The 12,494-nt window shown below is 61.0% G+C and carries 12 protein-coding genes; 8 read left to right on the forward strand and 4 right to left on the reverse strand.

Annotation, left to right across the window (positions count from 1 at the left end; all coding sequences use genetic code 11):
* Nucleotides 1-80: 80 nt before the first annotated feature.
* Nucleotides 81-545: a tRNA (cytidine(34)-2'-O)-methyltransferase gene (locus AC4CWF_RS06030; RefSeq protein WP_491284221.1), complete on the reverse strand. Its 465-nt coding sequence runs from the start codon at nucleotides 543-545 to the stop codon at nucleotides 81-83.
* A gap of 379 nt (nucleotides 546-924) precedes the next feature.
* Between AC4CWF_RS06030 and AC4CWF_RS06035 the strand changes: the two genes are divergently transcribed.
* The 3 genes from AC4CWF_RS06035 (at nucleotide 925) to AC4CWF_RS06045 (ending at nucleotide 6,060) form a co-directional block, all read left to right on the forward strand.
* Nucleotides 925-2,784: an ABC transporter ATP-binding protein gene (locus tag AC4CWF_RS06035; RefSeq protein ID WP_491284222.1), complete on the forward strand. Its 1,860-nt coding sequence runs from the start codon at nucleotides 925-927 to the stop codon at nucleotides 2,782-2,784.
* Between the two features lie 153 nt (nucleotides 2,785-2,937).
* A complete protein-coding gene (locus tag AC4CWF_RS06040; protein ID WP_491284223.1) occupies nucleotides 2,938-4,128 on the forward strand; it encodes a hypothetical protein in 1,191 nt (396 codons plus the stop codon).
* A 75-nt stretch (nucleotides 4,129-4,203) separates the two neighbouring features.
* The gene (locus AC4CWF_RS06045) at nucleotides 4,204-6,060 is read left to right on the forward strand and encodes an ABC transporter ATP-binding protein (RefSeq protein WP_491284224.1); all 1,857 of its coding nucleotides are present in this window, start codon (nucleotides 4,204-4,206) and stop codon (nucleotides 6,058-6,060) included.
* 14 nt (nucleotides 6,061-6,074) lie between these two features.
* Here AC4CWF_RS06045 and AC4CWF_RS06050 read toward each other — a convergent pair whose 3' ends face one another.
* A complete protein-coding gene (locus AC4CWF_RS06050; protein ID WP_491284225.1) occupies nucleotides 6,075-7,043 on the reverse strand; it encodes an endonuclease/exonuclease/phosphatase family protein in 969 nt (322 codons plus the stop codon).
* Between the two features lie 305 nt (nucleotides 7,044-7,348).
* Between AC4CWF_RS06050 and petA the strand changes: the two genes are divergently transcribed.
* The 5 genes from petA (at nucleotide 7,349) to AC4CWF_RS06075 (ending at nucleotide 11,423) form a co-directional block, all read left to right on the forward strand.
* On the forward strand, nucleotides 7,349-7,927 hold the full coding sequence (petA, locus tag AC4CWF_RS06055) for a ubiquinol-cytochrome c reductase iron-sulfur subunit (protein ID WP_491284226.1): 579 nt from the start codon (nucleotides 7,349-7,351) through the stop codon (nucleotides 7,925-7,927).
* Nucleotides 7,928-7,938: 11 nt separating this feature from the next.
* Nucleotides 7,939-9,210, forward strand: a complete 1,272-nt coding sequence (locus AC4CWF_RS06060; RefSeq protein ID WP_491284227.1) for a cytochrome b — start codon at nucleotides 7,939-7,941, stop codon at nucleotides 9,208-9,210.
* Between the two features lie 26 nt (nucleotides 9,211-9,236).
* Nucleotides 9,237-10,097 (forward strand): cytochrome c1, encoded by an 861-nt coding sequence (locus AC4CWF_RS06065; protein WP_491284228.1) that lies wholly within the window; start codon nucleotides 9,237-9,239, stop codon nucleotides 10,095-10,097.
* 96 nt (nucleotides 10,098-10,193) lie between these two features.
* Nucleotides 10,194-10,736: an adenine phosphoribosyltransferase gene (locus AC4CWF_RS06070; protein WP_491284229.1), complete on the forward strand. Its 543-nt coding sequence runs from the start codon at nucleotides 10,194-10,196 to the stop codon at nucleotides 10,734-10,736.
* Nucleotides 10,737-10,808: 72 nt separating this feature from the next.
* Complete coding sequence (locus tag AC4CWF_RS06075; protein WP_491284230.1) at nucleotides 10,809-11,423, forward strand: LysE family translocator; 615 nt, start codon at nucleotides 10,809-10,811, stop codon at nucleotides 11,421-11,423.
* A gap of 62 nt (nucleotides 11,424-11,485) precedes the next feature.
* On the opposite strand, the gene AC4CWF_RS06080 is transcribed toward AC4CWF_RS06075, so the two are convergent.
* Together AC4CWF_RS06080 and AC4CWF_RS06085 are read right to left on the reverse strand one after the other, a co-directional pair.
* The gene (locus tag AC4CWF_RS06080) at nucleotides 11,486-11,953 is read right to left on the reverse strand and encodes a MaoC family dehydratase (RefSeq protein ID WP_491284231.1); all 468 of its coding nucleotides are present in this window, start codon (nucleotides 11,951-11,953) and stop codon (nucleotides 11,486-11,488) included.
* Entirely contained in the window at nucleotides 11,950-12,408 is a 459-nt protein-coding gene (locus tag AC4CWF_RS06085; RefSeq protein ID WP_491284232.1) for a MaoC family dehydratase, read from the reverse strand. Before AC4CWF_RS06085 ends, AC4CWF_RS06080 begins: the two co-directional genes overlap by 4 nt.
* Nucleotides 12,409-12,494 lie beyond the last annotated feature (86 nt).

Consider the following 12,494-nt stretch of genomic DNA (forward strand, 5'->3'; position numbering starts at 1 on the left):
TGGCGAGTGTTCTGAATATGCATTCTCGAACATAAGCTTCGCACAGATACCGGACTTCGCCAATACTACTTCGAGCTGTATCAGCCGTTCCAGCCAATTTGCCGCATGGCCTCGCCGGTGATCATCGCAGCCGAGATCGCCACATTGATCGACCGCTGGCCCTCGATCATCGGAATGATCAGCCGTGCATCGCACACATCATGGACCGCCTCGGGCACGCCGGCACTTTCGCGGCCAAACAGCAGCACGTCGTTGTCGGCAAAGAGAAAATCGGTGTAACGCGTGGCGGCCTTGGTGGACGCGAGCACCAGCCTGCGGTTTTCAGACAGTCTCCAGGCATTGAAGGCCGACCAGTTGACATGGCGCGTCATCGTCACGCTTGCCAGATAATCCATGCCGGCGCGACGCAGGTTCTTGTCCGAGAGCACGAAGCCCGCTGGCTCGATGATATCGACGCCAAGGCCAAGGCAGGCGGCAAGACGCAGGATGGTGCCGGTATTGCCGGGAATATCCGGCTGGTAAAGCGCGATGCGAAGCAAGGTCATGAGGCGGCCTGTGGTGCGGTTGGACAGCCAAGGCTATTTCACCCCCGGGCCTGTCACGCAACCGTCACGGCATCCACTTGTGGCCGACCTCTGCAGATTCCGGCTTTTCAAATTTTTTCTTTACTGGTAAGTGCTGATCATCTTCAACGCCAGCCAAAGGAGGCCTCCATGGAAATGACCGTGTTTTTGCGCTTCCGACCGCAGATCTTTCTGCTTCTGGCCTAGGCGTCCGCGGTTCTCGCAAGCCATCTTTTCCCACCTGTCGTTTTCAAGGTCATAGCTGGCCTTGCCATTTGAACTTTGCCGTGTGCCGGCCCTTTTGACCCCCGCGTATCGACGTTGCGCGGTCGCCGCGGCAGTCCGATTGACGGAGCCTATCATGTTTGCCTGGTTCGAAAGTCGCGTTAACCCCTATCCCGCCGGCGAACCCGGCCTGCCGCCCAAGGGGCTTTTTGCATTCTGCTGGCACTATACAAAGCCCGTCTGGCCGTGGCTTTTGCTGCTTGGCACCTGCTCGATGGTGATTGCGGTGGCCGAAGTGCTGCTCTACCAGTTCCTCGGCAATATCGTCGACTGGCTGAGCAATGCCGACCGCACCACTTTTTTGGCGCAGGAGGGCGGGCGGCTTGCCATGATGGCAGCACTTCTTCTGGTCGGTCTGCCGCTCGCGGGCCTGATGCATACGGTGACGATGCATCAGGTGCTGGCCGGCAATTTTCCGATGATCGCACGCTGGCAGATGCACCGCTTCCTGCTGCGTCATTCGATGACCTTTTTTGCCAACGAATTCGCCGGCCGCGTCTCAACGAAGGTCATGCAGACCTCGCTTGCCGTGCGCGATGCGGCGATCAAGATCATCGACGTTTTCGTTTATGCGGTGAGCTTCTTCGTCTCGATGCTGGCGCTGGTCGCCTCCGTTGACTGGCGCCTCGGCGTGCCGCTGGTGCTGTGGATCGTGATCTACGGCCTCATCCTGCGCACCTTCATTCCCAAGCTGCGCAAGCTTTCAAGCGAGCAGGCCGACGCCCGCTCGATGATGACCGGCCGCATCGTCGACAGCTATACCAATATCGCCACCGTCAAGCTGTTCTCCCATGCGGGGCGCGAGGAAACCTATGCCAAGGAGGGCATGGACGCCTTCCTCGTTTCCGTTCACCGGCAGATGCGCCAGATTTCGCTTCTGAATATCTGCGTCGATATCAACAATGCCTTTGTGCAGTTCTTCGTCGCCTCGCTCGGCATCTGGTTCTGGCTGGAGGGCAGCGTCAGCGTCGGGGCGATTGCCGTCGCCATCGGCCTTGCCATGCGCATCAACGGCATGTCGCAGTGGATCATGTGGGAAGTCGCCGCGCTGTTTGAAAACATCGGCACGGTTTATGACGGCCTCGGCATGATGACGAAGCCGCACGAGATCATCGACCGTCCGGCGGCAAAGCCGTTGTCGGCGCAGAAGGGCGCCATCGTTTATGACGGCGTGCGCTTCCATTACGGCAAGCAGAAGGGTGTTATCGAAAACTTTTCGCTCTCCATCCATGCGGGCGAGAAGGTGGGCCTTGTCGGGCGCTCCGGCGCCGGCAAAACGACGCTGATGAACCTTCTTCTGCGCTTCTACGAGCTGGAGAAGGGCCACATCCTCATCGATGGGCAGGACATCTCGCATGTGGCGCAGGACAGTCTGCGCGCGCTGGTGGGCGTGGTGACGCAGGATACCTCGCTGCTGCACCGCTCGATCCGCGATAACATCGCCTATGGTCGCCCGGATGCGACCGATGCGGAGATCATCGAGGCTGCCAAACGCGCCAATGCCTGGGATTTCATCTTGGGCCTTGCCGACCAGCAGGGGCGCGCAGGCCTTGATGCGCATGTCGGCGAACGCGGCGTCAAGCTCTCCGGCGGCCAGCGCCAGCGTATCGCGATTGCCCGCGTCTTCCTGAAGGACGCGCCGATCCTGGTGCTGGACGAGGCAACCTCCGCACTCGATTCGGAAGTGGAGGCTGCGATCCAGGAAAGCCTGTTCAAGCTGATCGAGGACAAGACGGTGATTGCCATTGCCCACCGCCTGTCGACGCTGACGCAGATGGACCGGCTGATCGTGCTTGATGCCGGCCAGATCGTTGAAATGGGGACGCATACGGAACTGGTCGAAAAGGGCGGCATCTACGCCGACCTGTGGAACCGCCAGTCGGGCGGCTTTCTGGGCGACGATGCCGATGACAAGGCGGAAGCGGCGGCCGAGTAAATGCGGCCATCCAACCCGGGACAGACACCGGGCCGGTCACGCCGGCCCGGCAATCGGCCCGATATGCATTGGTAATGCATTTACCACACCGCTTAAAGGCTTGGATTGGCTTTTGGTTTAGGATGATCTCCTGTTGATCCGGGAGAATGCGCGATGTCCATCATCACCAGCATGCAGCCTGATCCGAACGCCAACGGTCGTCAGGCCGTTGCTCTTCTCTTGCGCCTCGGGCTGGACCTCAGCCCTGTCAATTTCGAGCTGATGACGCTCCTCATCGAGGGCGAGCGACCGGAGATCAAGCGCCGTTTCGCACTGCTTCCCCGCCCGATCGATCCGCAGGAATGGGCCGCCATGGCGCGTGATTTCCTGCCGCAACATTTTCAGACCGGCCAGCGCCTGACCGCTGCCTTGTCGCTGTTCGATGCCGCAACGGAGTTGCGCGCCATCCTATCGGCAGTCGACGAGACGGTGAGCGGCAGCCTGCAGAAAATCGAAAAGGCGGCGACATTGCTGCAGGCCTCTCCCGCACTGTCGCCAGCGCAGCTTGCCCATGTGCTGAAGGCGGTGACTGATGCGTGCGCCGCAGAGCTTGAAGCTACAAGGCAGGTGATGCAGGCGCTGGACGACTGGGCCGGACCTCTCTCCACAAGGCCGGCTCCGGCTTTGTCGCTTTCATCCACCGCCACCCCGTCTCTGGCCGGCGCTCTGGATTTTGCCGGGGCCGGGGGAGCGACAGGGGCAGGGGCAGCAGGATCAGATGCCGGCGCCTTGGACGTGTCCCGCCCGGTTGCGGCGGCCCCTCTGGTTCACGGTCTTGCCGGCCGCGCCGTCCTGATGGGCCGGATGAAGGCGATGACGACGGATGGCAACCAGCTTGATGGGTCAAGCCTGCTGCTCTGTCGCCTGAAGGGCCTTGAAGCCTATCAGCGGCCGGCGATGACCGGTGCGCGTGATTTTCTCCTCGATACGCTTGGCCAGCAGGCCGGCCGGCTGATGAGCAAGGAGGAATTGGCCTCCTGGATCCAGATGGACGAGTTGGGCATGCTCGTCACCTTCACCGACGACCTGTCCCTGACAGATCTTGGCCGGCGGATCGGGCGCATTCTGGAAACCACCGTGCGCCTTGCCCGCAAGCGCATCCCCGACCTGCCGAATGTCCAGTGCCGGCTTGGTGCCGCCAGCGCCTTTGGAGCGGTGACCCCGGCGCAACTGTACGACAACGCCCGTCTGGCCCTCCAGCGCGCGGAATTTCGCGGCGACGATACGCTGATGACCACCACGGTCTCCGGGCGCCTGCCGACAGACCGCCATTACGAGGCGCTTTACGGCCGCCAGACGCGGTAGCGGACCGGCATCATTGCCAATATTTAAGGCGGTGTGTGTCTTGCTGCGGGCGCGAAACGGCCTATACCCAAGGGCATGATCGACGCCCTGTTCCGTTTTTTCGAGACCCGCATCCGGCCCTTCGCCCAAAGGGCGGATCTGCAGCCGCCGCGAGCGACCTTCGCCTTCATCTGGTTCTATGTGCGCCAGGCAAGGACGCCGTTCCTGATGATGCTGGTGCTGGGCGGCCTGACGGCAGCCATCGAGGCAGCACTCTTCTGGTTCGTCGGACGGCTGGTGGATATTCTCTCAAGCATCGACCGCGCCGCCGGCTGGGCCGGGCTTTTGTCGGCCCATGGCAGTGAACTGGCCGGCATGCTGGTGCTGATTGCCGGCGTGCGCTTTCTGGTGACCATGCTGACGGCACTGGTCGACCAGCAGGTGATCACGCCGGGCTTCTACAATATGGTGCGCTGGCAGGCCTACCAGCACGTGGCGCGCCAGTCGCTGTCCTTCTTCCAGAACGATTTTGCCGGCCGCATCGTCACAAAGGTCTGGTCCGGCGGGCAGGCGACGGGAGATCTCGTCACCTCGCTTATGGAAAGCGTCTGGTTCGTCGGTATCTATTCGGTGTCCATGCTGGCGCTGATTGGCGGTCTCGACTGGCGGCTTGCCGTCATCGTGCTGGTCTGGGTCGGAATCTTCTCGTTTCTGGCGCGTTATTTCGTGCCGCGCATCCGTTTTCACTCGCGCGAAACGGCGGAAGCCGCCTCCATGCTGTCCGGGCGCATGGTGGATGCCTATAGCAATATCCAGACGCTGCGGCTGTTCGGCCGCGACGAGGTGAACGATCGCTACATGCGCGAAGGTTTTGACACGTTCCAGGCCTCCACCATGATGTTCACCCGCTTCATCACCGGTGTGCGCGCATCGATGGCGCTTTTGTCCGGCGTGATGATCACCAGCATGGCAGCGCTCTGCATCCATCTCTGGCTGGATGGGCGCATCAGCTCAGGTGCCGTGGCGTTCACGCTGGCGCTGGTGCTGAGGCTGAATTTCCTGCTCGGCCGCCTGATGACGCAGTTCAACGGCATCATGCGCAATTTCGGCACGGTGCAGAATGCCGCTGAACTGATCTCGCAGCCGGTGTCCTTGACCGATGTGCCGGATGCGCCGGCGCTGGTCGTGCGCCAGCCGGAAATCCGTTTCGACAATGTCAGCTTTCATTATGGCCGTGCGTCCGGCGTTATAGACCGGATGAACCTTGTCATCCGGCCGGGCGAAAAGGTCGGCATTGTTGGCCGTTCAGGGGCCGGCAAATCCACGCTCGTCAACCTGCTTTTGCGCTTCTACGACGTGGAGGCCGGGCGCATCCTGATCGACGGGCAGGATATCGCCAAGGTGCGGCAGGAGACGCTGCGCCAGCAGATCGGCATGGTGACCCAGGATACTTCGCTGTTGCACCGTTCCATCCGCGACAACATCCTTTTCGGCCGTCCCGGCGCGACGGATGAATTGCTGCTGGCGGCCGCACGCCGGGCCGAAGCGGACGACTTCATCCTCTCACTCGAGGATCAGCGCGGCCGCAAGGGATTTGACGCCCATGTCGGCGAGCGCGGCGTCAAACTGTCCGGCGGTCAGCGCCAGCGCATCGCCATTGCCCGCGTCATGCTGAAGGATGCGCCGATCCTGGTGCTGGACGAGGCGACGTCAGCGCTTGATTCGGAAGTGGAGGCGGCCATCCAGTCCAACCTCGACGAGCTGATGAAGGGCAAGACGGTGCTTGCCATCGCCCATCGCCTGTCCACGATCGCAGCGCTCGACCGGCTGATCGTCATGGACAAGGGCCGCATCGTGGAAGAGGGAACGCACGCCGAGCTTGTCGCCTCCGGCGGGCTTTATTCGGAGCTTTGGGCGCGCCAGTCCGGCGGTTTCATCGATAGGGATGCCTGAACCACAGGCGTCGTTCAGGGGGCTGGAACCCCGAGATCTGCGACGAGCCCATAATGGTTCGAACCGTGATTGTCGGCGATGCGCTGGATATGGCGAAAGACCAGCGGCGCGCGGATATAAATGTGATCGATGGGCACGCCCCATGATCCCGCAATGATCGGCCATGTCGCCGGCTGGCGCGTTGCAGCCTTCAGGCCGGTCTGCTTGAGAAACTCCAGCATGTCGGGCGAAATGCTCGAGGCATTGAAATCACCCGACAGGATCAGCGGGCCGGTGAGCCGGCCAAACATGCGCGCAGCACCTTGCAGTTCTTCTTCGTGATAGTCGTCGAAGTAAGGTTTGGTCAGGTGGATCGCGGCGACATTGACCTCGCCCCCCGGCAACTGGATCCGGGCCGTGATGAAACGGTGGTAGGCGAACTGGCTGAGACTCTGGATCGTGCCGTTCTTCATCGGATATCGCGACAGCATCATCAGGTCGCAGCTTTTGGTCTGCTCGCCGCAGCCAATCCGGTAGGGATAGACCGCAAAGAGCCGCGGCAGGTCCGACGTGAGCCCGTGGGCTTCCATGATATTGACCACATCGGCTTTCGACGCGATGATTTCGTCAACGATGTCTGCAGCGTGCTCGAAATTTGTGCCGAGCACATTGAACGACAGAAGCCGGAATGTCTGGCCCGGCGCTTGCGAGAGATCCACCGCATAACGCTGCGACAGCATGTAGCCATGTACACTCATGCCGATTGCGGCGAAAAGCACGATCACGCCAAAGATGTTGAAGCGGATGAGCAGTGCAACCGAGACCGAAAGGACTGCAATGATGGCCAGATGCAGATGCAGGTTATGAAAAATCGTAACAAGAAAGATATCAGTGACAAATCGCGTCGTGATCAGCAGCAGAACAAGCGCTGTAATCAATGAAATACTGAAAGACAGGTGATGGCGCATGGGGTTCCATTGCGTACCGGCAGGATAAGCTGCCATATCACGGGCCTTTGTGCGCTGCAACAAACGGCGCAACGCTGCGCACATCTGTTTTCGGCGGGCTTCAGGGGTGGCGGGGGAAAGACGCAACGCGCGGGTGTGGCACGGATGCACGCATGGCTTTATTGGCGGATGTCATGCCCGCGACAATGTGCCCATATCCTGTTGCCGACACTGGACTTATTGTGAGATCACGCATAGAAATCGCACGGGGAGAATAGAGTCCAATTGTGTCCGAATTGGATTCCGACGGGGCGAGGGGCCATGCAATTTTACGAAATTTCTGCGCAGAGGATGGTTTGACCGTGAGCGAGCACGACACGAATAGCGGAAGCGTGGGCGAGCCCACTCGCCGCGATTTCCTTTATCTGACGACCGGCATGGCGGGTGCCGTGGGTGCCGCGGCTGTGGCCTGGCCATTCATCGACCAGATGCGCCCGGACGCATCGACACTGGCGCTTGCCTCCATCGAGGTGGACGTGTCGAGCGTCGAGCCTGGCATGTCGCTCACCGTCAAGTGGCGCGGCAAGCCGGTCTTCATCCGCAACCGCACCGAACAGGAAATTGCCGAAGGCAAGGCTGTGGCGCTGGGTGACCTCAAGGACCCGGTTGCACGCAACGCCAATATCGCACCTGACGCGCAGGCGACCGATGTCGACCGCTCCGCCGGTGAAGGCAAGGAAAACTGGATCGTGATGATTGGTTCCTGCACCCATCTCGGCTGTGTTCCGCTCGGCCAGTCCGGGGATTTCGGCGGGTGGTTCTGTCCCTGCCATGGCTCGCATTACGATACTGCGGGCCGCATTCGTAAAGGCCCGGCGCCTCAGAACCTGGCCATTCCGACGTTTACATTTGCGACCGATACCGTGATCCGGATCGGGTGAGGGGACACAGCATGAGTGGGCATTCCAGTTACCAGCCTTCCACGGGCATCGAAAAGTGGATCGATTCGCGGCTACCCCTGCCGCGCATGATGTATGACAGCTTCGTCGCCTATCCGGTGCCGCGCAATCTCAACTACGCCTATACGTTCGGCGCCATGCTTTCCGTGATGCTGATCGTGCAGATCCTCACGGGCGTGGTTCTGGCCATGCATTACGCCGCCGAAACGACGGTCGCCTTCAACTCCGTTGAAAAGATCATGCGCGACGTGAACCACGGCTGGCTGTTGCGCTACATGCATGCCAACGGCGCTTCGTTCTTCTTTATCGCCGTCTATCTTCACATTGCCCGCGGCCTCTATTACGGCTCCTACAAGGCACCGCGCGAAATCCTCTGGATCCTCGGCGTCGTCATCTATCTCCTGATGATGGCAACCGGCTTCATGGGCTACGTGCTTCCCTGGGGCCAGATGTCCTTCTGGGGCGCCACCGTCATCACCGGCTTCTTCTCGGCGTTCCCGCTGGTCGGCGAATGGATCCAGCAGTTCCTGCTCGGCGGCTTTGCCGTTGACCAGCCGACGCTCAACCGCTTCTTCTCGCTGCATTACCTCCTGCCCTTCATGATCGCAGGCGTGGTGGTCCTGCATATCTGGGCGCTGCACGTAACCGGCCAGACGAACCCGACCGGCATCGAGGTGAAGACCAAGACCGATACGGTTCCCTTCACGCCCTACGCGACCCTGAAGGATGCCTTTGGCGTTGCGCTCTTCCTGATGGCCTATGCCTGGTTCGTCTTCTACATGCCGAATTATCTGGGTCACCCGGATAACTACATCATGGCAAACCCGTTGAAGACGCCGGCCCATATCGTGCCGGAATGGTATTACCTGCCGTTCTACGCCATGCTGCGCGCCATTACCTTTAATATCGGCCCGATCGATTCCAAGCTGGGTGGCGTTCTCGTCATGTTCGGCGCCATCATCGTGTTGTTCTTCCTGCCCTGGCTCGATACGTCCAAGGTTCGCTCGGCCGTTTATCGTCCCTGGTACAAGCTGTTCTTCTGGCTCTTCGTCATCAACGCCATCCTTCTCGGCTGGCTGGGTGCGATGCCGGCGGAAGGCATCTATGTCGCGCTGTCGCAGGCCGGCACCGTGTATTATTTCGGCTTCTTCCTCGTCATCATGCCGCTTCTCGGGCTTTTCGAGACGCCGCGGCGCATCCCCAACTCGATCACGGAGGCAGTTCTGCAGAAGAACGGCACCGTGACCGCCGACATGCGCGCATGACGCCTGTGACCGAGAGGACGAATACGATGAAAATGCTTGTCAAAAGCCTCCTGTCCCTGGCTCTGGTCGCCGGTCTTGCATCCGGTGCGGCCGCTGCGGAGGAAGGTGCACATGCCGAAGGCGGCACGCCGCATTACCCGATCCACAAGCCGCAGGAGATGGACTGGAGTTTTGCCGGTCCCTTCGGGCACTATGACAAGGGCCAACTGCAGCGTGGCCTGAAGGTCTATACCGAAGTCTGTTCCGCCTGCCATTCGATGAACCTTGTCTCCTTCCGCACGCTGGAGAACCTTGGGTATTCGGACGCGCAGGTGAAGGCGTTTGCCGCTACGCACGAAGTGCAGGACGGGCCGAACGATGCCGGCGAGATGTTCACCCGCAAGGCTGTGCCTTCGGACCATTTCCCGTCGCCGTTCCCGAACGAACAGGCAGCAGCGGCCGCCAATGGCGGGGCGGCACCGCCCGACATGTCGCTGCTGGCCAAGGCCCGTGGCGTCACCCGCGGTTTCCCGCAGTTCGTCTTCGATATCTTCACCCAGTATCAGGAAGGCGGGCCGGACTATATCCACGCCCTGCTGACCGGTTACCAGGAACCGCCGGCCGGCGTCGAAGTGGCTCCGGGCACGCATTACAACCCATACTTCATCGCGTCCGCAGCGCTTGCCATGGCGCCGCCGCTGTCGGATGGCCAGGTGACCTATGACGATGGCGCACCGCAGACGCTGGATCAGTATTCGCGGGATGTGGCCGCCTTCCTGATGTTTGCCGCAGAGCCGCATCTGGAAGAACGCAAGCGCACCGGCTTCATGGTCATGGTGTTCCTGGCGATCTTCTCCATCCTCATCTATCTCACGAAGAAGTCGGTTTACGCCCGCAAGGAACATTGAGCTTATCGCTCCGGATGACTAGAAAGGCGGCTTCGGCCGCCTTTTTCATGAAGTCCCGGCATATGTTTTACCCATAGACACTCAGCGGAAGATCCGATGTCCGATATTGCAACGACGCTCGCCACCGCCATCCGCGCCATTCATGATTATCCGAAGCCGGGGATCATCTTTCGCGACATCACGACGCTGCTCGGCAATGCCACGGCTTTCCGTCAGGCGGTGGACGAACTGGTGCGGCCCTATGCCGGGCTTGCCGTCGATCAGGTCGCGGGCATCGAGGCGCGCGGTTTCATCCTCGGCGGCGCCATGGCCCACCAGCTGTCCTCCGGCTTCGTGCCGATCCGCAAGAAGGGTAAGCTGCCGCACCAGACGGTGCGCATGGCCTACAGCCTGGAATACGGCACGGACGAGATGGAAATGCATGTGGATGCGGTCAAACCCGGCGACAAGGTGATCCTCTGCGACGACCTGATTGCCACCGGGGGCACCGCCGAAGGCGCCGTCAAGCTGCTGCGCCAGCTGGGTGCGGATGTGGTATCTGCCTGCTTCGTCATCGATTTGCCGGAACTCGGCGGCCGCCAGAAGCTGGAGGCGCTCGGCGTCGAGGTGCGCACGCTGGTTTCCTTCGACGGTCATTGATAACGATCGTCGGGCCTTGTGCGGCTCCCATGTCAGGCGTAGCCTCGGTGTATAACAAGCCGGGGAACGACGATGGATCTTCATACGCTGATCGCCTTCGGGGCGACATTTTTTGTGTTTGCCGCCAGTCCCGGCCCGGACAATATGACGATCCTGGCGCGCACCGTGCATAGTGGTGCGGCCTCCGGCATCGCTTATGGGCTGGGGACGGTCACCGGCATTTTGATTTTTCTGTTTCTCGCCGCCTTCGGCCTCTCTGCCGCAGCGGGCGAGATGGGCTTTGGCATGACGGTGTTGCGTTATGCGGGCGCTGCCTATCTCATCTGGATGGGCATCCGCATGTGGACGTCGCCCGCGCGCGTACCGCAGGAAAAGGCCATTGCCCATGCCGGTGATCTCCGGCGCGGCTTTCTCGCCGGGATCGTGCTTAACCTTGGCAATCCGAAAATGCCGCTGTTTTATATCGCGCTTCTGCCGAATGTCGTTGGCCCGAACCTGACGGTTTCTCAGGCGGCAAGTCTTGCGCTGGTCATCCTGCTCGTCGAGGCCGTGGTGATCGGCGGCCATGTGATGCTCGCCCGGCGGGCGCGCACGCTGATGCGCAGCCCGCGTGTGGTGCAGCGGATCAACCGGGGGGCAGGAGCCGCCTTGGTCGGCGCCGGTGTCGCCGTCATCGCAACCCGCTGAGAGGCAGAACGCGGTCTGCCTGAAGTCCCCCATCTTTTCCGAAGTTCCGGGGGCGAAGCCTCTCAGGCAAAGTCGAGCACGCTGCTTTCAAACCGCAGCACGGTTTCGCCGTTCTGATTCACGCCCTCGTTGAGGGTCGAGTTCAGCCAGGTGCCGGGGCGCGAGGCAAGCTCGCGTGTGTCCGTCAGCGTCACCGAATAGGTGATGCGGTCTCCGGCATAAACCGGGCGCAGCCATTGCAGCTTGCGAAAGCCGGGCGAGGGCCCAAGTTTCGGCGGCTGCAGGCCCTGTTGCGCGAGGCGCGGAAACTCTTCGGCAAAATGGGCGAGAAGCATTTTCATCCAGCCGGCGCAGGTATGCCAGCCGGAGGCGCAGAGCGCGCCGAACACGTAGGATTTGGCCGCTTCCGCATCCATGTGAAAGGGCTGCGGGTCGAATTTTTCCGCATAACGGATGATGTCTTCGGCCAAGAATTCCAGCGTGCCGGTCTCGACGCGGGTGCCGACAGGATAAAGTTCTGCAAGCCTCATGCGGCAGTCTCCCCTTTGGCGTGCATGGCAAACATGATGACCTGCTCGGCAACACAGACCGTCTCGCCGCGCTGGTTTTCCAGTTCCGTGCGCATGCGCACCAGACCAATGCCGGGACGGGATTTTAGCGGACGCGCCTCCAGTACGAGGCCTTTGCCGCTCAGCGTATCGCCTGCCAATACCGGCTTTTTCCAGTCCATAACATCGACGCCGGGTGCGCCCTGGCAGGTGGAATTGCCGATATAGCTATCGACGATCATGCGCATCTGCAGGGCTGCGGTGTGCCAGCCGGAGGCGGCAAGCCCGCCGAGGATGCTCGCCTTTCCGGCTTCTTCGGAAAGATGCATCGGCTGCGGATCGAATTCGCGCGCAAACTCGATGATCTCTCCTGCCGAAACCGTGCGTGGCCCGAGCGGAAAGGTCCGCCCCTCATGAAAATCCTCAAAATGCAGCATTGCTCTTCCCATTCACGCTGATGCAGCAACCATAGCGCATGTGCCGGTCATTCCAAGCAGTTTACGTCAACGGCAGGTCCAAACGA

The organism is Neorhizobium sp. PAMB6630, from assembly GCF_058242775.1.